The sequence below is a fragment of the Phyllobacterium myrsinacearum genome, from assembly GCF_014138285.1.
GTDB lineage: Bacteria > Pseudomonadota > Alphaproteobacteria > Rhizobiales > Rhizobiaceae > Phyllobacterium > Phyllobacterium myrsinacearum_A.
Genome location: NZ_JACGXN010000002.1, coordinates 195,831 through 217,222, shown reverse-complemented (window position 1 = coordinate 217,222; position 21,392 = coordinate 195,831). Strand labels below are relative to the sequence as shown.

The following is a 21,392-nucleotide window of genomic DNA, read 5'->3' as shown; positions in this document are numbered from 1 at the left end:
CCAGTGCGGACAATCGAAAACAGGTGCAATAATGACGAAGAACTGGACACCGACTTCCTGGAGAGGCAAGCCGATCAAGCAGGCTCCTTTTTATCCGGACGCTCAGGCTGTGAGCGATGTCGAGGGCCGTCTTCGTACGTATCCACCGCTCGTTTTTGCAGGTGAAGCGCGAAAGCTGAAGCGCCAGCTTGCAGCAGTCTCCAAGGGGCAGGGTTTCCTGTTGCAGGGCGGCGATTGCGCAGAAAGCTTTGCTGAGCATGGCGCGGACAATATTCGCGACTTTTTCCGTGTGTTCCTGCAGATGGCCGTCGTGCTGACTTTCGGTGCTTCGCAGCCGGTAGTGAAGATTGGCCGTATCGCCGGCCAGTTCGCCAAGCCACGCTCTGCCGATACTGAAACCAAGAATGGCATCGAGCTGCCGGTTTACCGCGGTGACATCATCAATGGCATGGAATTCACCGAGGCTGCCCGTATCCCTGATCCGGCCCGGCAGGAAATGGTCTATCGCCAGTCCGCCGCGACGCTGAACCTGTTGCGTGCTTTCGCGCAGGGTGGTTATGCCAACCTCGAGAACGTGCATCAGTGGATGCTTGGCTTCGTTTCCGACAGTCCGCAGGGTGAGCGTTATGAATCTCTGGCCCGCACGATTTCCGATACGATGGACTTCATGCGTGCCGTTGGCATCACGTCGGAAACCAACCATACGCTGCGTGAGACAGATTTCTACACCAGCCATGAAGCTCTGCTGCTTGGCTACGAAGAAGCGTTGACCCGCGTGGATTCGACCTCCGGCGACTGGTACGGCACGTCAGGCCACATGATCTGGATTGGCGATCGCACACGTCAGCCGGACCATGCCCATGTGGAATACTGCCGTGGCATCAAGAACCCGCTTGGTCTCAAATGCGGTCCTTCGCTGGAGCCCGATGGTCTGATCAAGCTGATCGATCTCCTCAATCCTGAGAACGAACCCGGCCGTCTGACCCTCATTGCCCGTTTCGGCCATGACAAGGTGGGCGACCATCTGCCCAAGCTGATCCGTGCCGTGCAGAAGGAAGGCCGCGATGTCGTCTGGTCCTGTGATCCGATGCATGGCAACACCATCACGGCGAATGGCTACAAGACACGGCCCTTTGACCGTATCCTGAAAGAAGTTGAAGGCTTCTTCGCCGTTCATCATGCGGAAGGCACCTATCCCGGTGGCATCCACATCGAAATGACCGGCAAGAATGTCACGGAATGCACGGGTGGTGCTCGCGCCATTTCGGCGGAAGATCTGTCCGACCGTTACCACACCCATTGCGATCCGCGCCTCAACGCCGATCAGGCATTGGAGCTGGCATTCCTGGTTGCAGAACTTCTCAAGAAGGAACGCAATGCTCATCCGCAGAAGATCGCCGTCAACGGCTGATCGCACTGCACAATACTCACTGAATAAAAGGGCGGTCTTTTGGGGCCGCCCTTTGTTTTGGAGGGCCAGTGGCCAACAACTCTGAACAGATCACGTATCTGTCAGAACATCGGTCCGTTTTGGCTGGAATTTTGTGTGTTTGGATTCTATCAAGGTTGTATGACCACAAAACCTTCGCGCCGAATCCGTCTGACATCGTCTTTCCGTTCCTTCATCGAGAGTGAAGCCTCTGGTGGTATCATTCTGATGGTGGTCGCGGCACTGGCGCTCATCATTGCCAATTCCCCGCTGAGTAATGGCTATTTCGGCCTTCTGAAGACCTATATCGGTGGTCTGAGCGTCCTTCATTGGGTGAATGACGCGCTGATGGCCGTGTTCTTTCTGCTGGTCGGGCTGGAAATCAAGCGTGAAATGATCAGCGGTCAGCTATCCAGCTGGTCGCGACGCGCGCTTCCGGGATTTGCGGCCGTCGGCGGTATGGTCATCCCCGCGGCAATCTTCCTGGCTTTCAATGCGGGTACTGAAACGGCGCGCGGCTGGGCGATTCCATCAGCAACGGATATCGCCTTTTCGCTGGGCGTTCTGTCCTTGCTGGGTTCACGTGTGCCCTTGTCCCTCAAGGTTTTCCTGACGGCACTTGCCATCATCGATGATCTGGGCGCCGTCATCATTATTGCCTTGTTCTACTCGGAAGGCCTCAATATTCCCGCCGTTGGCGGTGCCGCGGCAGTGTTCATTATCCTGATGCTGATGAACCGCCTTGGCATGGTCCGCCTCTGGGCTTATCTCGTCCTTGGGGTCATCCTCTGGATTCTGGTGTTCAAGTCGGGGATTCACGCCACGATTGCAGGCGTCCTGCTCGCACTGACCATCCCGATGCGGGGTACCAAAGACGAGAGCGGGGCGGTCGAATCACCGCTCCTCAAGCTGGAACATGCTATCCAGCCATGGGTCGGCTTTGCCATCGTGCCGATCTTCGGTTTTGCCAATGCGGGTGTTTCCTTTAGCGGCGTGTCGCTGTCTAATCTGGCCGATCCCGTACCGCTCGGCGTGGCCGCAGGTCTGTTCATCGGCAAGCAGATCGGTGTCTTTGCCTTTGCATTCCTTGCCATCAAATTGCGGCTCGCGGAGCGCCCGGCGGGAGCGAGCTGGTTCCAGATTTATGGCGTTTCGATGCTGTGCGGTATCGGTTTCACCATGAGCCTGTTCATTGGTCTTCTGGCATACGCAAATTCGCCATTGTTGCAGGATGAAACAAAACTCGGCGTTCTGCTCGGGTCGGTGCTTTCGGCCGTCATTGGCGCAGCACTTTTGCGCGTGTCGCTGACACGGTCGACAAAGGCGTGATCGCGCAAGGAAGGACGCTGGCGCAAGCCTAATCTTTCGCTGTTTTAAACAGGAGGCCGTCCCGATGTCGGAGTTGCATAGTGGCTCGTGCCTGTGCGGTAGCATTCGCTTCAAGGCCCATGGAAAGCTGCGCGGGATTGTCTATTGTCACTGCTCGCAGTGCCGCAAACAATCCGGCCATTTCTATGCCGCTACGAATGTCCAGAACGATGCCATCACCATTACCGGTGAGGAGAACATCAAATGGTATGCGGCCAGTGAATATGCCGCGCGCGGCTTTTGCCGGAACTGCGGCTCGGTGATGTTCTGGAAACACCACGATCTGGATTATATCTCCGTAATGGCCGGATCGTTCGACAAGCCGACCAATCTGCAGGGCGAAGTTCATATTTTTGTTGGCGACAAGGGTGATTACTACGAGATCAGAGACGATTTGCCGAAATATGTGGCGGGCGGCGGCGGCATCGTGGTGGCGGGCGACTGATTGCGGGTTGATTGCCAAATGCCTGTTATGGATTGACGCCGTTCGATCTGGCTTTATAGCTGCCGTTGAGGACGGACGGGAGCAAATCATGCAGCGGCTAATACTGGCATTCGTCAATTCCATGCGCGCGCTCAGACATCTGGCGGTGCATGAAAAAGCTGTTCAGCAGGAACTCATCCTTTTCATCCTGTCGATCCCAATCGCGGCAGCTATTGCGCCATCGGTCCTGGTTTTCCTGATTTTGACTGGCTCCGTACTTATCCTGATCATGATCGAGGTACTGAACACCGGCATTGAAGCCGCCTGCAATGCGGTTTCGCGGGATTTTCAGCGTGACATCCAGATCGCCAAGGATTGCGGGTCACTGGCAGTACTGATCTCGGTTGTTCTCGTCGCAATCGTCTGGTTCTATACGCTTTGGCACGTGTTTTTTTCTGGAAGCGGCGTGTGAGTGGCATTGTTAAACCTCCAACGAAATGATATATGTTCAATATGAGCAAAAATACTGACATCCTCCGCATCGCCATTGCCCAGCTCAATCCAGTCCTGGGTGACATCAGGGGAAATCTGGCCAAAGCGCGCGAGGCGCGGGCCGATGCCGCGCGGCAGAGCGCCGACCTTGTCCTGTTCACCGAACTGTTTATCTCCGGCTATCCGCCGGAAGATCTTGTGCTGAAGGCCGCATTCATCGAAGCCTGTGAGAAGGCCGTCAGGGAGTTTGCGGCCGATACATCTGACGGCGGACCTGGTGTTATCATCGGCACGCCGCTGCGGCGGGAGAGCGGCCTGCACAATTCCGTCATGGTGCTGGATGGCGGCAAGGTGATTGCCGAACGCTTCAAGGTTGATTTGCCCAATTATGGCGAGTTTGACGAAAAGCGCGTGTTCCAGCAGGGGCCAATGCCCGGGCCTGTGAATTTTCGCGGCATTCGCATCGGTATTCCGATCTGCGAGGATATCTGGGGCGATCTTGGTGTTTGCGAGACGCTGGCCGAGAGCGGCGCTGAGATACTCTGCGTGCCCAATGGCTCGCCCTATTACAACAGCAAGGTTGATGTGCGGCATCAGGTGGTGCTGCGTCAGGTCATCGAAACGGGTCTGCCGCTGATTTTCGCCAATCAGTTGGGCGGTCAGGACGATCTGATTTTTGACGGTGCGTCATTCGCATTCAACGCGGACAAGACCATTGCTTTCCAGATGTCCCAATTCGAGGAACAGCTTGTTGTCACCACGTGGCGGCGCGGCGAGGGGGGATGGTCCTGTTCGGAAGGTCCCATGTCGAAAATCCCGGAGGGCGAGGAGGCGCAATATCGTGCCTGCATGCTGGGTCTGCGTGATTACGTCAACAAGAACGGCTTCAAGGATGTGGTCCTCGGCCTTTCCGGCGGCATCGACTCGGCGATCTGCGCTGCTCTGGCCGTCGATGCGCTGGGCGAGGAGCGTTTGCGCGCCGTGATGATGCCTTATACCTATACCTCAAAGGATTCGCTGAAAGACGCGGAAGACTGTGCCAAGGCGCTGGGCTGCCGCTACGACATCGTGCCGATCTTCGAGCCGGTGGAAGGCTTTCTGAAAGCGCTCGGACCAACGTTCGAGGGTACCAAGGAGGGTATCACCGAAGAAAATCTGCAAAGCCGGGCTCGTGGCACGATCCTGATGGCGATCTCCAACAAGTTCGGCTCGATGGTGGTCACGACGGGCAACAAGTCGGAAATGTCGGTCGGCTACGCCACGCTCTATGGCGACATGAACGGCGGCTACAACCCGATCAAGGACATCTACAAGATGCAGGTCTACGCCATGTCGGAATGGCGCAATAGCAACGTGCCTGCGGGCGGCCTTGGTCCATCGGGCATCGTTATCCCGGAAAACATCATCAAGAAGGCGCCTTCCGCCGAATTGCGGGAAAACCAGACCGATCAGGATTCGTTGCCGCCTTATCCGGTGCTCGATGACATTCTTGAATGCCTTGTCGAGAACGAGATGGGCGTCGATGAAATCGTCAAGCGGGGACACGAGCGCAAGACGGTCGAGCGGATCGAACACCTGCTCTATCTCGCCGAATATAAACGCCGGCAGTCGGCGCCGGGTGTGAAGGTGACACGAAAGAATTTCGGCCGCGACCGGCGCTATCCGATCACCAACCGGTTTCGCGATCGGAGTTAAGGCTGATTGCATAACCAATGTGCGTGGTTCGACAAGCTCGCCATGAGGGAGATGGAGGGTTGCAGGGAGTCAAATCCTCCAAGATTGCTCATACCGCGGGTTTTTCGATCACCTTGCAGCCCATCCATATCTCTCATGGTGAGCTTGTCGAACGACGCACTGATCGTCTTGCAAGCATGTTTTGACCACTCCCAAGGCCTGGTGTTGCAATCGTGCCGCACTCCATTTTGAAAAGCGGATGCACAAAAAATAGGCGCTTGGCGCCGGATCGCGATTCACCTATAAGCCATCTTTCCGGCAATCAAGCCCGGGAGGTTTAGAATGGCAGCTTTTTCAATGTCCCCTCGGGGCGGCGTCCGTTCCTGACACGTGATGATGAAAAGCCTCAGGGCTTTTCAATTGACTTCACCGGTCAAGAACACTCATCGCCGACCTTGGCCTTTCCTGTACTCAGGCAAGTCGCCAAACCAATTGTGCCGTATTGATTCCCTAGTTTTGTACCGCGGCATTTCCATCTGAAATACATATTGAGGCCGGTGCGTTTTAGCACCGGACGATTGTCATGGCATTTTTACGTATCGCCTTGCGCGGCGGAGCTTTCCGCAGCGTTCTCGGATTCACCTGGCTACACTGGCAAAAACAGCCGGTGCGTCTGACTGTTATACTTGGTGCAGTGTTGCTCTCGACGCTGGCCGACGTGTTGACGCCGCTCTATTCAGGGCGGCTGGTTGACGCAGTGGTCAACGGTGCGGCAACGGACGCCATTGCCTGGGATGCGGCGATGGCTGCGTTCTGGACGCTTATTGCCCTGTCACTGGGTGCTATCATCCTGCGGCATATCACCTTCATGACGATCGTCAATCTGACGTTGAAAATGATGTCGGATATCGCCTCCGGAGCATTCTTCCGCGTTCAGCGGTTCTCGACAGACTGGCACGCCAACAGCTTTGCCGGTTCGACGGTGCGCAAGATCACGCGCGGCATGTGGGCGCTTGATCTCCTGAACGATACCCTGCTGGTGGCCCTGTTTCCGTCAATTGTGATGCTTGTCGGTTCGACTGTGCTGATGGCGTGGTACTGGCCGATGATGGGCGTCATTATCGGTCTGGGATCCCTCATGTTCGTCAGCGTCACTGTGATGATGTCGCTCGGCTATGTCGCGCCGATGGCAAGCCTTGCCAATCGCTGGGACACCAAGCTTGGCGGTTCGCTGGCCGATGCGGTCAGCTGCAACATGGTGGTGAAAGGCTTCGGTGCGGAAAAGCGTGAGGACGCGCGGCTGTTGAAGGTTCTTGCCAAGTGGCGGGACCGGACGCGCCGCACGTGGGTTCGCGGCAACCGCAACGGTACGACGCAGGGCTCGCTGCTGCTTGTCCTACGGGCATCGGTCATCGGCTTTGCCCTGTGGTTGTGGTCCAAGGGGCAGGCAAGTGCGGGTGACATCACCTTCGTGCTGACATCATTCTTTATCCTGCAGGGCTATCTGCGTGAAGTTGGCATGCACATCCGCAATTTGCAGCGCTCGATCAATGATATGGAAGAGCTTGTTGACATTGAGAGTCAGCCGCTTGGCATTGATGACCGGCCCGGTGCAAAGCCGATCCAGATTACCAATGGCAAGATCGTGTTTGATAATGTGACGTTCCATTATGGGGCGCACCTTACACCGCTCTATGACCGCTTTTCTGTGACCATCCGCGCGGGAGAGCGTGTGGGTCTTGTCGGTCACTCCGGTTCGGGCAAGACCACGTTCGTCAAGCTGATCCAGCGTCTGCACGATGTGAAGGCGGGGCAGATACTCATCGACGGCCAGGATATTTCCGGTGTCACGCAGGCATCCCTGCGCCAGCAGATTGCCATCGTGCAGCAGGAGCCGATCCTGTTCCACCGGACTCTGGCCGAGAACATCGCCTATGCGAGGCCGACCGCCACGCAAAGCGAGATCGAGGAGGCAGCACGGCAGGCCAGTGCGCATGACTTCATCACGGGTCTGCCGAAGGGGTATGGCACACTGGTGGGTGAACGTGGTGTGAAGCTCTCGGGTGGTGAGCGCCAGCGTGTGGCCATTGCCCGGGCTTTCCTGGCGGATGCTCCGGTTCTGATTTTGGACGAGGCAACGTCAAGCCTTGATTCGGAATCGGAGGCGCTGATCCAGCAGGCCATGGAACGGCTGATGCTGGGCCGGACGACGCTGGTCATTGCACACCGGCTGTCCACTGTGCGGGCGCTTGACCGGTTGCTGGTCTTCGACCATGGCCGGATCGCCGAGGAGGGCAACCATGAGGCCCTGATCCGGTTGAGCGGCGGTATCTACCGCAGCCTGTTCGAACGGCAGGCGCTGGAACTGACCAAGGGTCTCGTTCTGGCTGATGACTGATCCTATGGGCCGCGTGAAAGCGCGGCCCATATTGATATTCGCGCGTCGTTCCGATATGCCCGAGGCATGACCATTACCGTCCGTTTTGCACCATCTCCGACCGGCTACATCCACATTGGCAATACACGCACAGCCCTGTTCAACTGGCTGTTTGCGCTCAAGCACAATGGCCAATTGATCCTGCGTTTTGACGATACCGACGTGGAGCGCTCGAAGACCGAATATGCCGAGGCGACAGCCGCTGATATCGAATGGCTTGGGATCAAACCGGTGCGGGTTGAACACCAGTCCAAGCGCTTTGCCTTTTACGATGCAGCCGTCGAGAAGCTGAAAGCCGCTGGCGTGCTTTATCCCTGCTACGAAACGTCGGAAGAACTCGAACGCAAGCGCAAGCTGCGCCTCGCACGCCGCCTGCCGCCGGTCTATGGCCGCGATGCGCTGAAACTGACGGCGGAGGATCGCGCGAAGCTGGAAGCAGAGGGCCATCGTCCGCACTGGCGTTTCCTGCTGCCGAACTTCAAGGATGATCCGTTCGCCCCGGCGCGTACGATTGTCCATTGGGATGATATCGTGCGCGGCGAAGAGACCGTTGATCTGGCATCGCTGTCCGATCCGGTGCTGGTGCGGGAAGACGGCACCTATCTCTACACGCTGACCTCCGTGGTCGATGATATCGACATGGGCATCACGCATATCATTCGCGGCGACGATCATGTCACCAACAGCGGCGTGCAGATTTCCATCTTCGAAGCGCTGGGGGCAAAGGCTCCGGAGCTTGGCCACCACAATCTGCTGACGACTGTTTCGGGTGAAGGACTGTCCAAGCGGACGGGCGCCCTGTCTGTCGGCAGCCTGCGTCGCGATGGTTACGAACCCATGGCGGTGGTCAGTCTCGCCGTGCTGACCGGCACGTCGGAGAATGTGGTTGCCATGCCTGACATGGCGACGCTCGCCGAAATTTTCGATCCAAAGGCAACATCGAAATCATCGTCGAAATTTGATCCGTCGGAACTCGATACGCTGAACCGCACGCTGATCCATGCCATGCCGTTTGATGTGGCAGAGGATCGCCTGCGTGAGATGGGCATTGCGGGTGACAAGGCCGAAGCCTTCTGGCTTGCAGTGCGCGGCAATCTTACACGCGTTGCCGATGCGGCGCTCTGGTGGACAATCATTCAGGACGGCCCCGTCAGTGACGAGGTGCTGGTCGACGAGGACCGTTCCTTCGTGTCTGCCGCCTTCGATGTTCTGCCGCCGGAGCCGTGGAGCCGCGAGACATGGAAGCAGTGGACCGAAGCCGTAAAGGTACAAAGTGGCCGCAAGGGTAAGCCGCTGTTCATGCCGTTACGCATTGCGCTTACTGGGCTGGTTTCTGGCCCGGAACTCGCAGATTTATTGCCCCTTCTTGGTCGGGAAGGAACGTTGGCCCGACGACCCTGACCTTGCGGTTGGGATCGATCGGTTTGTCCGGCGACAGCGGTTTGGGCTGTTCCGCTTCGACTTTCGGTATGGCGGGTGTGCCCAGCTGAATGATCGATGACGGCTTTTTCTCGGGTTCCACAACAGGTGGTGCCGGGGGCGGCACCGGTTCGGCCTTGGTCTCAGTTGGCTTGACCGGTTGCGCGGGCTCGACCTTCGTCTCGACCGGAGATGCAGGTTTGGTTGTTGCTGCAGGCTCCACGGGCTTCAACGGTTCTGCCGTAACGGGGGCAACCGGCTTGATCGGCTCGGCAGGAGCGAGCGTTGCCGCTGGTTGCGTGGGTTCGGCGGATTGCCCAGGGGCTGCCGGTTGGACGGTTGGCGGTGCCAGTACGCGGGGAACCGGTTTGGCAATTTCCTTCTGATTTCCCAAGGTGGTATAGTTTCCGGCCGTCCGCTGGCAGGTGCATTGCGGCGTGCCATTGGCGCCAACCTTCCTGAATTTGAAAGCATAGGGCATATCCGTATAGGCCTGACCGCGCAGGGAAATCATCTGGTCGACGGTTTCTCCTGTGGTGGAATGGTAAAACAGTTTCGCGCCCGGACATTGCGCTTGGCACTGGGCTTCATCGCGGCCAAAGTTTTCCGCGCCGGTCGCATAGGAAATGGGATAGTAGTATCCGTCGCAGGTACGTACGCAGAGCGTCTGATACTGTCCGCCATAAACCGGCGCTGTACTTTCCACAGGTTCACTGTCGTCCGGCTGCTCATTACCGAGAATTTCGTAAGGCCGTCGTCGCGGTTCCGCCTCGCGGGGCAGCACTTCACGATCCGGCTCGTAGGATGCGGAACAATTATTGGCGTCGAGCGCTGCCTCCACCCGGTCACGGCGCAGGTTGAGTTCATACTCGTCGGTCACAAAATCATTATCGAGTTCGCGCAGCCGTTGTTCCATCCGCACGCACACGTCCGATTGGGCCGCCGCAAACTGCGTTGACAGCAGAAGCGTGCCTATGGCGAGTGCCGCAAAATGTATGAACCGTTTCATTGGTAGCCCTGCACGATCACGCACAGCCAGATTGGCTGACTGCGCATGAACCATCCATGAACGTACGGCAGCAATAAGACAGCAGCGCGCTATTCCACGCGCTGCGAGGCTTCAACCACTGCCAGGGCGGTCATATTGACGATGCCGCGCGACGTGACTGATGGTGTCAGAATATGCGCAGGCTTGTTGGCGCCGAGCAGAATTGGTCCGACATGCAGCGCGTCCGTGACAGTTTTCACGACGTTGAGCGTGATGTTGGCGGCATCCAGATTGGGGAAAACCAGAAGGTTGGCTTCGCCGCTCAGGCGCGAGTGCGGCAGAACACGCTCGCGCAGGATTTCCGACAGGGCGGAGTCGCCATGCATTTCGCCGTCCTGTTCCAGATCCGGTGCCTTGGAGCGCAGGATTTCCGAAGCGGCCCGCATTTTTGCGGCACTGTCGGAATCACGCGAGCCAAAATTGGAATGCGAGAGCAGGGCGGCCTTGGGCTCAATACCGAAACGGCGGATTTCATTGGCGGCGAGAACCGTCTTTTCGGCAATTTCTTCCGCCGTTGGATCGATGCTGACATAGGTGTCGGTCAGGAACAGGACGCCGCGCTGCGAGATCAGCAGGCTGAGCGCCGAGAAATTGCGTATGCCTTCCAGCTTGCCGATGATCTGGTCAACATTGCGCAAATGGCGTTCGAAACGGCCTTCCAGACCGCAAATCATCGCATCGGCTTCGCCGCGAACGAGGGCAAGTGCCGCGATGACAGTACCACTGGCACGCACCATGGTGCGCGCGACTTCCGGGGTCGTGCCGCGACGGCCGGTGAGATTGACCAGCAGATCCACATAGTCGCGGTAGCGCGGATCGTCTTCCGGATTGATGATGTCGAAATCAGTGCCGACCTTGATTTTTAGGCCATAACGCTTCAGGCGCGTCTCGATGACCTGCGGTCGGCCGATCAATGTTGGAATGGCTGTGCCTTCTTCAAGCACCACCTGAGCCGCACGCAGAACACGCTCGTCTTCGCCGTCCGCATAGATGACCCGCTTCTTTTCGGCGGTGCGCGCCGCAGTGAAGATCGGCTTCATGATGAGGCCGGAGCGGAAGACAAAGCGGTTCAGCTTGTCGAGATAGGCGTCGAAATCCTCAATGGGACGGTCGGCAACGCCTGTTTCCATGGCGGCCCTGGCCACAGCTGGCGCGATACGCAGGATCAGACGTGGATCGAAGGGCGAGGGGATGAGATAGTTGGGGCCGAAAGTCGGCGTTTCACCCGAATAGGCCCGTGCGGCCACATCGGATGGTTCCTCGCGGGCCAGTGCTGCGATTGCCTTGACGGCGGCCATTTTCATTTCTTCGTTGATTGCCCGTGCACCGCAATCAAGCGCACCGCGGAAAATATAGGGGAAGCAGAGGACGTTGTTGACCTGGTTCGGGAAGTCGGACCGTCCGGTGCAGATCATGGCGTCGGCGCGCGCGGCGCGCGCCTCTTCCGGCATAATCTCGGGGTTGGGATTGGCCAGTGCCATGATCAGCGGATTGGGCGCCATCTGTTTGAGAAGTTCCGGCTTCAGGACACCTGCTGCGGAAAGGCCGAGGAAAACGTCGGCGCCACCGATGACATCAGCCAGCACGCGCGCATCTGTCTTCTGGGCGTAAACCGACTTCCAGCGGTCCATCAGCGTGTTGCGGCCGTCATAAACCACGCCGTCGAGATCGCAGACCCAGATATTCTTGCGGTTCGCGCCGAGCTTGACCAGAAGGTTGAGACAGGCGAGCGCCGCAGCACCCGCGCCGGAAGCGACGATCTTGATCTTGGAAAGGTCTTTGCCCGCCAGCTCCATGCCGTTGAGGATGGCGGCGGCGACGATGATCGCCGTGCCGTGCTGGTCGTCGTGAAAGACGGGAATATTCATCTTGGCGCGGAGAATCTCCTCTACGTCAAAACATTCCGGTGCCTTGATATCTTCGAGGTTGATGCCGCCAAAGGTGGGTTCAAGCGCGGCAACGACATCAACGATCTTGTTGATCTCCTGCGCGTCGATCTCGATATCGAACACGTCGATATCGGCGAATTTCTTGAAGAGAACCGCCTTGCCTTCCATGACAGGCTTGGACGCGAGCGGGCCGATATTGCCAAGGCCGAGAACGGCGGTACCGTTCGATATGACGGCTACAAGATTGGCGCGGCTGGTATAGTCGGCGGCCGTTGCCGGGTTTGCATGAATGGCAAGGCAGGGCGCCGCCACACCTGGGGAATAGGCAAGGGCAAGGTCCCGCTGATTTCCAAGCGGCTTCGTCGCCTGGATCTCCAACTTACCTGGTTGAGGAAAGCGATGGTAAAAGAGAGCGCTTTCTTCAAGATCAGACTGGTTGGGCGTGTTGTCCTTGGCCATGGATTAGATCCTCCGAATATTGGCTGGTCGCATCTTGGGATTTGCGATTCAATCTTTTTAGCATGCATAAATGACATGAAGAGCCATAAATGAAGTCCATTTTGTTACAAGTGTTTATCGCAGGAAACCATAGACTTTTTAGCGGCGTCATAAGACTGTGACATGAATCAGGTTTCTGTCAGACCAAAGGTACCCGTGTGTACCAGCGCTGAACGGAGATCAGCCTCATGGTTGAGCCAGAGACACGTAATTTTCGCACGCTCTTTTTATCCGATGTGCATCTTGGTTCCAAAGGCGCCAAAGCGACATTCCTGCTGGACTTTTTGAAGTACCACGATGCGGATACGATCTATCTGGTCGGCGATATCGTTGATGGATGGCGTCTTCGCCGCAGCTGGCACTGGCCGCAGGAACACAACGACATCGTGCAGAAGCTTCTGCGCAAAAGCCGCAAGGGTGCGCGTATCCTCTACATTGCCGGCAATCATGATGAATTCCTGCGTGACTTTCAGGGCACGCATTTCGGCGGCATCGAAGTCATGGATCGCACGATGCATGAAACTGCCGATGGACGTAAATTTCTCGTGATCCATGGCGACCAGTTCGATGTCGTCGTGCGCAATGCCCGCCACATCGCCTATCTCGGCGACTGGGCCTATGACGCGGCGCTGGCCATCAACACGGTCATGAACAAGGTTCGGCGCATGCTCGGCCTGCGTTACTGGTCGTTTTCCGCCTGGGCGAAATTCCGGGTGAAGAAGGCGGTCAACTTCATCGGCTCGTTCCAGACAGTCGTTTCCGACGAAGCCCGGCGCATTGGCGCGGATGGTGTTATCTGCGGCCATATCCACCACGCAACGATCGAACAGATCGACGGTATTGAATACATCAATACGGGCGACTGGGTGGAAAGCTGCACGGCCATCGCCGAACATCACGACGGCAAGATGGAACTCATCTCGTGGACCCATCTGATCGGCGAGAAGGCGGGCTTTGCACCAGTCGTCAAACTTGAGGACAAGCGTCCCAAGGCGGCGAATGCGGCATAAGCGGTGGCTCCCGCAGGGAATGATCCGATGAAACGGCTGGTTATCGTCTCGGATGCCTGGCATCCGCAGGTCAATGGTGTTGTGCGCACCCTGACCAAACTGCGCGAGGAGATGGAGGCGCGGGGTGTCGAAGTCACCATTATCTCACCTGCGGATTATCGCTCGGCGCCGTGTCCGACATATCCTGAGATTCGACTGGCTCTGACGCATCCAGCCGCAGTGAAGGCCCGTATCGAGGCTCTGCAACCGGCCTTTGTCCATATTGCGACCGAGGGCCCGCTCGGCATCATGGCGCGCCGGGCCTGCCTGAAGAACAAATGGCGTTTCACCACAAGTTTCCACACGCGCTTTCCCGAATATCTGCGGGAGCGCCTGCCCATTCCGCTCGCCTGGACTTATGGGTTCCTGCGCCGGTTTCACAATGCAGCCGAGACCTGTCTTGTTCCGACGCAATCGATCTATGATGAACTCACCGGGTGGGGCTTTGATACGTTGCGGGTTTGGACGCGCGGCGTTGATCGTGACCTGTTCCGGCCCCAACCCGATGTCGATCTCGGTCTGGCGCATCCGGTGTTTCTGTGTGTCGGTCGCGTTGCCCCGGAAAAAAATCTTGAAGCATTTCTTTCACTCGATCTGCCGGGCACCAAACTCGTTGTCGGCGACGGGCCGGACATGGAAGAGCTGAAACGAAAATTCCCCAGCGCTGTTTTTGCGGGCAAGAAAGAGGGTGAAGAGCTGGCGCGCCATTACGCGGGTGCCGATGTTTTCGTCTTTCCCAGCCGTACCGATACTTTTGGCCTGGTGCTGCTGGAAGCGATTGCCTGCGGACTTCCGGTTGCCGCCTATCCGGTGGCCGGTCCGAAGGATGTCATTGGCGCGACGGGCGCAGGCGTTTTGTCGACCGATCTGCACGAGGCTGCGCTCGGCGCCCTTGCCATGGGGCGTGTCGATCCTGACACCAGACTGACGGGCTTCAGCTGGAAGGCCTGCGCCGACATATTCGAGGATATTCTCACGGCGATTGTTGGTACGAAGCAGCCCGTCAGCCGCCGGACGAAGACGGCACGGGCGGTATCTGCGCGCTAGGCTGTATTTCCTGCTTTTACGATAATTGTGCAGGAAAACCTCCTGTGTTTCTAGGCAGTTGGTGCAAATCATGGTAATTCGGAATACGGCTAGTTGATATATTAGTGCGCCGTTCCTCGATCTTCCGAAAGTCCCTCCATGACAGCCGCTGCAGCGGACACTTTTCAGGACAAACCGTCTCGTTTCGAGTTGCGGCTTGCACTGGCCTATTTCGCGATTTTTATCTCAAGCGGTCTGCATCTGCCATACTTTCCCCTGTGGCTGGAATTTCGCTCGCTGTCGCCGACGGAAATATCGATCGTGCTCTCCATGCCGCTGTTTGTCCGCGTGATTGCGGCGCCGCTCGTCTCCATTCTCGCCGACCAGTCGAATGACCGGGCGCATATCCTGACCATTGCCACCATTCTGGCGGTCATTGTTGCAGCATTCTATTTTCTGCCGTTCAATTTCTTCGGTATTCTGATGGTGTCGCTGCTGCTTGCGGCGCCATGGACTTCGCAGGTGCCGCTGGCGGACACGATCGCGCTGTCAGGCGTGCGCCGTTATGGCGCCGATTTTGCCCGGATGCGGGTGTGGGGGTCAATTGCCTTCCTCCTGGCTTCCTTTGCCGGCGGCGTCCTGATCCAGCACACGGGCGAATGGATCATTCCAACGGTTCTTCTGTGTGCGCTGGTTGCCGCATGCGGCATGAGTTTTGTTGTGCCGCGGATCGGCAAGCCGCGCCGTCTGTCGCCGCTGTCGGATATCGATATGGCCAATGCGGGCAGGGCGCTGCGCCGTCCCGCTTTTGTGACTTTTCTCATCGCCACCGGGATCACGCAGGCGAGCCACGCCTATGGCTACAGTTTTTCGGCTATCTACTGGAAATCCATTGGTATCGAGGAGACTGTCATCGGCGCCCTGTGGTCCATCGCCGTTGTGGCGGAAGTGATCATGTTCACCTGTTTTCGCCGGTTTTTCGGGCGATTGCACCCGGCACGGGTGCTGATGATCGGTTCCGCCGTAGCCATATTCCGCTGGACCGTCTTTCCGCTGATCATACCCGCTGGCTTTGGTGTGGCAGGTTTCTTCGTTGTGCAGAGTCTGCATTCCTTTTCATTCGCGCTGTCGTTCCTCGGCATGCAGAAAATGATCGCCATGACCATCCCCGAGGAACGGGGCGGTACGGCGCAGGGCATATCGACATTCTTTATCGGCACTTCGCTGGCAATTGTAACGATGGTATCAGGCCCGCTTTACAGTGCCACCGGCATTTATGGATTCTACGCCATGGTCGCACTGGCGGCTGTCGGGTTTTTCCTCGCGAACGTTTCGCTGAAGCTGGAGCAGCGCGAGCATTAAGGGGCGCTAGCCCCAAAGCTCCTGATGTGGTGGCGATACGCGGCTGCCTTCAAAGACGAGGCCGGGGCTGCGATCTTCCTTCAGGATCAGGGGGCCGTCGAGATCAACGAAGTCTGCATCCTGCGCAACGAGCACAGCAGGTGCCATGGCAAGCGACGTGCCTACCATACAGCCGACCATGATGCCGAAGCCGAGCTCACGCGCACGCTTCTGCATGCGCAAAGCCTCGGTCAGGCCACCGGTCTTGTCGAGCTTGATGTTGATGCTGTCATAGCGGCCAAGCAGAGTGTGCAGATCGTCTGTGCCGTGAGCGCTCTCGTCGGCGCACAGGGGTACGGGGTGGGGGATTGTCGAAAGGATGTCATCTTTACCCGCTGGAAGCGGTTGCTCGATGAGCACGACACCGGCCCTTGCAGCAATCAGCATATGCCTAATGATATTGGCGTCGGTCCAGCCCTCATTGGCGTCGAGAATGATACGGCTGTTTGGCGCCGCTTCTGCGACAGCCAATATGCGTTCCTCATCATCCTCGCCGCCGACCTTGACCTTGATCACAGGCCTGTCTGCCATGGCGCGGGCTGAGGTTGCCATGGTCTGTGCGTCGCCAAAGGAAACGGTGACAGCGGTCGTCAGGGTTTTGAGCGGGGGAAGGCTGACGAGATCGGCAACGCGCTTGCCGCTGCGTTTGGCTTCGAGATCCCACAAAGCGCAATCAATTGCATTGCGGGCGGCTCCTGCACCAATGAGGCCGGGTAGATCGGCGCGCGTTGCCCCTGCGGCGATGGCATCGCGCAATTTTTCGATTTCAGCGCAGACGGATTCGAGGCTCTCGCCATAACGTGCATAGGGAACACATTCACCGCGTCCGGTGTGAATCCCGTCGCGCAGGGTACAAACCACCACGGCTGCTTCGGTCTTGGAACCTCGAGAGATGGTGAACGTTCCAGCGATGGGCCAGCGTTCAACGTTAATCTCCACATTAATAGTCATTATGTGCGCCCTAATTGCTACAGTGACATCAAGTCTGAGACTCGATATGTGTGTGGGATGTTGACTGATAGAGCAAACAATTCAAGTGCTTCTGCAGCGACGGGGCGCCATGCCGATCACGTGTGGATGGCAACCGCGCTCATGACGCCTTATGTATTGATTTTCAGACCCAGGGACGCCCAAGGCGAATGAATTCAACAAATAACGGCCAGAGCAGCGAGCAGCAAACCGGAGACGTGATCCTTTCCGTCAAGGACGTCAGTGTGTCATTCGGCCGTTCCTCGGTTCTTGAAGACCTGTCGCTGGATGTCTATCGCGGCGAGATATTGGGGTTTGTGGGTGCCTCGGGCACCGGTAAATCCGTGCTCATGCGGACCATCCTTGGTCTCAACCAGAAGCAGCATGGCAATATCAGTATTTTCGGCCATGATATCGACCACGCGACTGACGAGGAAAAGCTCGGCGTGGACATGCGCATGGGCGTGCTGTTCCAGCATGGTGCGCTGTTCTCGTCGCTGACCGTCCTGGAAAACATTCAGGTTCCGATGCGCGAATATCTCGATATTCCACACAGCCTGATGGATGAACTGGCGCGTCTCAAGATTGATCTGGTGGGGCTGAAACCCGATACGGCGGAGAAATTTCCCTCGGAGTTGTCCGGCGGCATGATCAAGCGCGCTGCACTGGCGCGTGCGCTGTCGCTTGATCCGGAGATCGTTTTTCTCGACGAGCCGACGTCTGGCCTTGATCCCATCGGCGCTGCGGATTTCGACGAACTCATTGCAAATTTGCGCGATACGATGGGTTTGACGGTGTATATGGTCACCCATGATCTCGACAGCCTGTTCGCGGTTTGCGACCGAATCGCAGTATTGGGTAAGAAAAGGGTTCTGGTGGAAGGAACCATTGACGATATGCTGGCGTTTGATGATCCGTGGGTTCAGGAATATTTTCATGGCAAACGGGCACGCCAGATTGTGCCGAATGGCAGCAACAGGCGGAAGCCTGATCATGAGCAAATTGCCCGCCAGTCCGGGCAGATGCTGAAGGGACAGAGTTAATCGATGGAGACCAAAGCCAACTACGTTCTGGTCGGGATTTTTACCCTTGCGGTCTGCTTTGCTGCGTTCATTTTCGTTTACTGGATTGCCCGTTACGGCGACAGGCAGGAAATGACAACGCTGGAAATCCGCATTGCGGGTTCTGTGACCGGTCTCGCCGAGGGCAGCCAGATTCTGTTCAATGGTATCAAGGTCGGCACGATTCGCCGCCTGAATATCGACAAGACCAATCCCGATGCGGTTATAGCCACGGCTGAAATTGACAGCACGACGCCGATTACGCGGTCCACCCAGGCGACCCTGGGCTTTACCGGCCTGACGGGGCAGGCCTTTGTCGAGCTTAAGGGCGGCAAGGTCTATGAGCCAAATCTGCTTGAAGAAGCCGACAAGGATGGGGCTGTCGCGCGCATCGACGCCGATCCGTCCGTGGTCAACAACCTTCTGCAGAAAGCGCAGGACATTCTGGAGCGCGTCAACACCGCGATGAGCTCGATTGAAAGTTTCATTACGGAAGTGAAGGGTCCGCTGGTCGATACGGTCAACAATACAAAGAAGTTCACCGATGCGCTGGCCAAGAATTCCGACGTGATCGACAAGTTCAGCCAGAGCGCCGAAGACGTGCAGTCGGTGGTGCGGGAGGCGCGCGAAATGATGACGCGTCTCAATGCTGCGTCGGTTCGCGTTGATGGGGTGCTGGCGAAGGTCGACAATCTGGTTTCCGACAAGGATGGCAGCGTTGTTGCCGAGGCCAAGAGCACGCTCAAATCCTATCGCGAGGTCGCCGACAATCTGAACACGCGACTGGGGCCTATCACGGACAATCTCAACCGCTTCTCCGGTCAGGGGCTGCGGGACGTGCAGGCGCTGGTAACGGAGAGTCGTCAGTCGGTGCAGCGCATCGAGCGCGCTATCACCGATCTCGAAAAGAATCCGCAGCGGGTGATTTTCGGCGGCAGTGGCAATGTGCCGGAGTATGACGGCCGCACACGCCGTTGACTTTAGCAATGCTGCATCGCATGAAGGTTAATGAATCGTGAAGCTTTGCGTGACAGGGATGAGACCATTGGTGAATTCAAGAACGACAATTGCCGCTCTGCTGATGGCTTTGTCCGTTTCCGCCTGCGCTGGAACCAAGAAGCTTGATACATTTGATCTTTCCAGCCCGTCTCTGTCGGACAGCACGGCCAGAAAGCATGGTAGTCGCCAGATTTTGATAGCGGCGCCGTCGGCGCTCAAAGCACTTGATAGCGAGAATGTCGTCGTGCGTTCCGGACCCAACGCGATTTCCTTCCTGAAGGGTGCGCAATGGTCTGACCGTCTGCCGAACATTGTGCAGACGCGGCTCGTGCAGGCCTACGAAAGCTCCGGACGCTTTGGCGGTGTTGGCCGTCCCGGTGAAGGCCTTGCCATCGACTATCAGGTCATCAGCAATATCCGCACGTTCGATATCGATGCGTCGGGCAAGGAGACTGCTGTTGTCGAGATCGCCATCAAGATCCTCAACGACAAGAATGGCACGGTACGTGCGACACGCGTGTTCCGCTCGACATCGCCGGTCAGCGGGCAGGGCAATGCGGCCTATGTCACAGCGCTCGATCGCGCTTTCGACAGCGCCGCAAATGATATTGTCACCTGGACGCTGTCGGTTATCTAGAATTGAGACCTAGGCGACCCTTTTGAGTTCGCCCGCTGCCGGACCCGTTGCGAAGGGCAGCTCCTCGTCGGCCCAGCCGGTAATTCCACCGATCATGATCTTAACCGGCCGACCGAGCTTCGCGAGTTTCAGCGCGGCCTGATCCGCGCCGTTGCAGTGCGGTCCGGCGCAGTAGGCGACAAACAATGTGCCGTCCGGCCACTGGGCCATGCGTTCGACGGAGATTTCCCGGTGCGGGAGATGGATCGCGCCAGGCACATGGCGGCGTTCATAGGCAGCAGGTGTTCCCACCACATGCAGCAGGACAAAATCCTGATCGCCTGCCTTCAAGGATGCAGCCACATCAGCGCAGTCGGTCTCTAACGACAGGCGCTTTGAAAAATGTTCGATGACAGTCTGGGAAGAGGCAGCGGGCGTTTCGGTGACATAGCTCATGGGGCTTCTCCTGTGTTGATGTCCCATGCATACGGCAGGCAGCAAGACTCTGGTAGTTGGCAAGATTGCCATATATCGTCAATATCATGTCAAACTCATCCATTGCTTCTCGCCTTGATAATCCGCTCGTGGTCGCCGTTGCCTATGACGGGCTCTGCACGTTTGAATTTGGTCTGGTCGTGGAAATGTTCGGCTTGCCGCGACCTGAGATGGGTGATGGCTGGTACAAGTTTGCTGTGGCCAGCATTGAACCGGGCGAACTGCGTGCGACTGGTGGTGTACGCATCCTTGCCGATGGCGGCCTCGACCTCTTCGAACAGGCCGGAACCATCATCATGCCGGGCTGGCGGGGTGTTGAGCATACTGTCCCCGAGGCACTGTCTGAGGCGTTGCGGCGGGCCCATGCCAATGGTGCGCGCATTCTGTCCATTTGTTCCGGTGTGTTTGTTCTGGCCGCCGCCGGTCTGTTGTCCGGCCGCCGGGCAACAACGCATTGGCGCTATGCCGATCTTCTGGCAGAGCGCTATCCCGATATCGCGGTTGAGCCGAATGTGCTCTATATAGACGAGGGCAGCGTCCTGACATCGGCCGGAAGTGCGGCGGGGATTGATCTCTGTCTGCATCTGATCCGCCGGGATTTCGGCACAGAAGCCGCCAACAAAGTCGCGCGCAGGCTTGTGGTTGCGCCGCATCGCGAAGGCGGCCAGGCGCAGTTTGTTGAAAGAGCCGTACCACCACCGCATGAAGGCATACGTCTGTCACCGCTGCTCGAGCGGATGCGTAACGAGATTCAGAACGATTTTTCGATTGCCGCACTCGCCAAAGCAGCCGGGATGAGTCCGCGCACGTTTCTACGCCGCTTCGAGGCCGCTACCGGCACGACGCCGGCAAAATGGCTTCTGTCAGAACGCCTCGCCAAGGCGAGGGAACTGCTTGAGCGATCTGGGCTATCCATTGAACTGATTGCGGAGGCTACCGGGTTCGGTACGGCTGCAACCCTGCGTCATCATTTTCGTCAGCAACTGGCAACGACACCTACGGCATATCGGGAGATGTTTGGTGAAGAGAAGAGGGTGAAGATTGCATGAGGAATATCTCCGCTTATCTCCCCCCTTGCGGGGGAGAAAGAATTTTCTT

General features: G+C 57.5%; 18 protein-coding genes. 14 read left to right on the top strand and 4 right to left on the bottom strand.

The features are described 5' to 3' along the window. Nucleotides 1–31 precede the first annotated feature (31 nt). The 7 genes from FHW16_RS10625 (at nucleotide 32) to gltX (ending at nucleotide 9,225) form a co-directional block, all read left to right on the top strand. Complete coding sequence (locus FHW16_RS10625) at nucleotides 32–1,411, top strand: class II 3-deoxy-7-phosphoheptulonate synthase (protein WP_182549173.1); 1,380 nt, start codon at nucleotides 32–34, stop codon at nucleotides 1,409–1,411. A 159-nt stretch (nucleotides 1,412–1,570) separates the two neighbouring features. Then, complete coding sequence (nhaA, locus tag FHW16_RS10620) at nucleotides 1,571–2,758, top strand: Na+/H+ antiporter NhaA (RefSeq protein WP_182549172.1); 1,188 nt, start codon at nucleotides 1,571–1,573, stop codon at nucleotides 2,756–2,758. 64 nt (nucleotides 2,759–2,822) lie between these two features. After that, nucleotides 2,823–3,242, top strand: a complete 420-nt coding sequence (locus tag FHW16_RS10615) for a GFA family protein (RefSeq protein WP_182549171.1) — start codon at nucleotides 2,823–2,825, stop codon at nucleotides 3,240–3,242. 88 nt (nucleotides 3,243–3,330) lie between these two features. After that, nucleotides 3,331–3,693, top strand: coding sequence for a diacylglycerol kinase (locus FHW16_RS10610; RefSeq protein WP_182549170.1), 363 nt, complete (start codon nucleotides 3,331–3,333; stop codon nucleotides 3,691–3,693). Between the two features lie 41 nt (nucleotides 3,694–3,734). Further along, entirely contained in the window at nucleotides 3,735–5,408 is a 1,674-nt protein-coding gene (locus FHW16_RS10605) for an NAD+ synthase (protein ID WP_182549169.1), read from the top strand. Between the two features lie 562 nt (nucleotides 5,409–5,970). Further along, on the top strand, nucleotides 5,971–7,785 hold the full coding sequence (locus FHW16_RS10600) for an ABC transporter ATP-binding protein (RefSeq protein ID WP_182549168.1): 1,815 nt from the start codon (nucleotides 5,971–5,973) through the stop codon (nucleotides 7,783–7,785). 66 nt (nucleotides 7,786–7,851) lie between these two features. Continuing rightward, nucleotides 7,852–9,225 carry a glutamate--tRNA ligase gene (gene gltX / locus FHW16_RS10595; RefSeq protein WP_182549167.1) on the top strand — a complete coding sequence of 458 codons (1,374 nt, stop codon included), beginning with the start codon at nucleotides 7,852–7,854 and terminating at the stop codon, nucleotides 9,223–9,225. Here the strand turns inward: gltX and FHW16_RS29075 are convergent. Next, a complete protein-coding gene (locus FHW16_RS29075; protein ID WP_182549166.1) occupies nucleotides 9,143–10,252 on the bottom strand; it encodes a DUF2865 domain-containing protein in 1,110 nt (369 codons plus the stop codon). The genes gltX and FHW16_RS29075 overlap by 83 nt on opposite strands. 89 nt (nucleotides 10,253–10,341) lie before the next feature. Next, nucleotides 10,342–12,639, bottom strand: a complete 2,298-nt coding sequence (locus FHW16_RS10585; protein ID WP_182549165.1) for an NADP-dependent malic enzyme — start codon at nucleotides 12,637–12,639, stop codon at nucleotides 10,342–10,344. A gap of 227 nt (nucleotides 12,640–12,866) precedes the next feature. Here FHW16_RS10585 and FHW16_RS10580 point away from each other — a divergent pair, with 227 nt between their 5' ends. The 3 genes from FHW16_RS10580 to FHW16_RS10570 all read left to right on the top strand — a co-directional run bounded on the left by FHW16_RS10580 (nucleotide 12,867) and on the right by FHW16_RS10570 (nucleotide 16,115). Further along, nucleotides 12,867–13,688, top strand: a complete 822-nt coding sequence (locus FHW16_RS10580; protein ID WP_182549164.1) for a UDP-2,3-diacylglucosamine diphosphatase — start codon at nucleotides 12,867–12,869, stop codon at nucleotides 13,686–13,688. A gap of 27 nt (nucleotides 13,689–13,715) precedes the next feature. Next, the gene (locus FHW16_RS10575) at nucleotides 13,716–14,774 is read left to right on the top strand and encodes a glycosyltransferase family 4 protein (protein WP_182549163.1); all 1,059 of its coding nucleotides are present in this window, start codon (nucleotides 13,716–13,718) and stop codon (nucleotides 14,772–14,774) included. A 138-nt stretch (nucleotides 14,775–14,912) separates the two neighbouring features. Beyond that, on the top strand, nucleotides 14,913–16,115 hold the full coding sequence (locus FHW16_RS10570; protein ID WP_182549162.1) for an MFS transporter: 1,203 nt from the start codon (nucleotides 14,913–14,915) through the stop codon (nucleotides 16,113–16,115). 6 nt (nucleotides 16,116–16,121) lie between these two features. Here the strand turns inward: FHW16_RS10570 and dgcA are convergent, their stop codons facing one another. Continuing rightward, nucleotides 16,122–17,105: an N-acetyl-D-Glu racemase DgcA gene (gene dgcA, locus FHW16_RS10565; RefSeq protein WP_182549161.1), complete on the bottom strand. Its 984-nt coding sequence runs from the start codon at nucleotides 17,103–17,105 to the stop codon at nucleotides 16,122–16,124. A gap of 188 nt (nucleotides 17,106–17,293) precedes the next feature. Here dgcA and FHW16_RS10560 point away from each other — a divergent pair, with 188 nt between their 5' ends. Genes FHW16_RS10560 through FHW16_RS10550 form a run of 3 tightly spaced genes read left to right on the top strand, consistent with a single transcriptional unit; the run spans nucleotide 17,294 to nucleotide 19,820 of the window. Next, nucleotides 17,294–18,166, top strand: coding sequence for an ABC transporter ATP-binding protein (locus tag FHW16_RS10560; protein WP_182549160.1), 873 nt, complete (start codon nucleotides 17,294–17,296; stop codon nucleotides 18,164–18,166). 3 nt (nucleotides 18,167–18,169) lie between these two features. After that, entirely contained in the window at nucleotides 18,170–19,162 is a 993-nt protein-coding gene (locus FHW16_RS10555) for an MlaD family protein (RefSeq protein ID WP_182549159.1), read from the top strand. A gap of 58 nt (nucleotides 19,163–19,220) precedes the next feature. Then, entirely contained in the window at nucleotides 19,221–19,820 is a 600-nt protein-coding gene (locus FHW16_RS10550; RefSeq protein ID WP_182549488.1) for an ABC-type transport auxiliary lipoprotein family protein, read from the top strand. Between the two features lie 9 nt (nucleotides 19,821–19,829). On the opposite strand, the gene FHW16_RS10545 is transcribed toward FHW16_RS10550, so the two are convergent. Next, the gene (locus tag FHW16_RS10545) at nucleotides 19,830–20,255 is read right to left on the bottom strand and encodes a rhodanese-like domain-containing protein (protein ID WP_182549158.1); all 426 of its coding nucleotides are present in this window, start codon (nucleotides 20,253–20,255) and stop codon (nucleotides 19,830–19,832) included. Nucleotides 20,256–20,341: 86 nt separating this feature from the next. Here FHW16_RS10545 and ftrA point away from each other — a divergent pair, with 86 nt between their 5' ends. Then, nucleotides 20,342–21,343: a transcriptional regulator FtrA gene (gene ftrA / locus FHW16_RS10540; protein ID WP_182549487.1), complete on the top strand. Its 1,002-nt coding sequence runs from the start codon at nucleotides 20,342–20,344 to the stop codon at nucleotides 21,341–21,343. The last annotated feature ends 49 nt before the right edge of the window (nucleotides 21,344–21,392 follow it).

Bases quoted from the DNA above. Each gene is read 5' to 3' on its own strand.
- FHW16_RS10625 (WP_182549173.1), top strand. From the start codon at position 32: ATGACGAAGAACTGGACACCGACTTCCTGGAGAGGCAAGCCGATCAAG.
- nhaA (WP_182549172.1), top strand. From the start codon at position 1,571: ATGACCACAAAACCTTCGCGCCGAATCCGTCTGACATCGTCTTTCCGT.
- FHW16_RS10615 (WP_182549171.1), top strand. From the start codon at position 2,823: ATGTCGGAGTTGCATAGTGGCTCGTGCCTGTGCGGTAGCATTCGCTTC.
- FHW16_RS10610 (WP_182549170.1), top strand. From the start codon at position 3,331: ATGCAGCGGCTAATACTGGCATTCGTCAATTCCATGCGCGCGCTCAGA.
- FHW16_RS10605 (WP_182549169.1), top strand. From the start codon at position 3,735: ATGAGCAAAAATACTGACATCCTCCGCATCGCCATTGCCCAGCTCAAT.
- FHW16_RS10600 (WP_182549168.1), top strand. From the start codon at position 5,971: ATGGCATTTTTACGTATCGCCTTGCGCGGCGGAGCTTTCCGCAGCGTT.
- gltX (WP_182549167.1), top strand. From the start codon at position 7,852: ATGACCATTACCGTCCGTTTTGCACCATCTCCGACCGGCTACATCCAC.
- FHW16_RS29075 (WP_182549166.1), bottom strand. From the start codon at position 10,252: ATGAAACGGTTCATACATTTTGCGGCACTCGCCATAGGCACGCTTCTG.
- FHW16_RS10585 (WP_182549165.1), bottom strand. From the start codon at position 12,639: ATGGCCAAGGACAACACGCCCAACCAGTCTGATCTTGAAGAAAGCGCT.
- FHW16_RS10580 (WP_182549164.1), top strand. From the start codon at position 12,867: ATGGTTGAGCCAGAGACACGTAATTTTCGCACGCTCTTTTTATCCGAT.
- FHW16_RS10575 (WP_182549163.1), top strand. From the start codon at position 13,716: ATGAAACGGCTGGTTATCGTCTCGGATGCCTGGCATCCGCAGGTCAAT.
- FHW16_RS10570 (WP_182549162.1), top strand. From the start codon at position 14,913: ATGACAGCCGCTGCAGCGGACACTTTTCAGGACAAACCGTCTCGTTTC.
- dgcA (WP_182549161.1), bottom strand. From the start codon at position 17,105: ATGACTATTAATGTGGAGATTAACGTTGAACGCTGGCCCATCGCTGGA.
- FHW16_RS10560 (WP_182549160.1), top strand. From the start codon at position 17,294: ATGAATTCAACAAATAACGGCCAGAGCAGCGAGCAGCAAACCGGAGAC.
- FHW16_RS10555 (WP_182549159.1), top strand. From the start codon at position 18,170: ATGGAGACCAAAGCCAACTACGTTCTGGTCGGGATTTTTACCCTTGCG.
- FHW16_RS10550 (WP_182549488.1), top strand. From the start codon at position 19,221: ATGAGACCATTGGTGAATTCAAGAACGACAATTGCCGCTCTGCTGATG.
- FHW16_RS10545 (WP_182549158.1), bottom strand. From the start codon at position 20,255: ATGAGCTATGTCACCGAAACGCCCGCTGCCTCTTCCCAGACTGTCATC.
- ftrA (WP_182549487.1), top strand. From the start codon at position 20,342: ATGTCAAACTCATCCATTGCTTCTCGCCTTGATAATCCGCTCGTGGTC.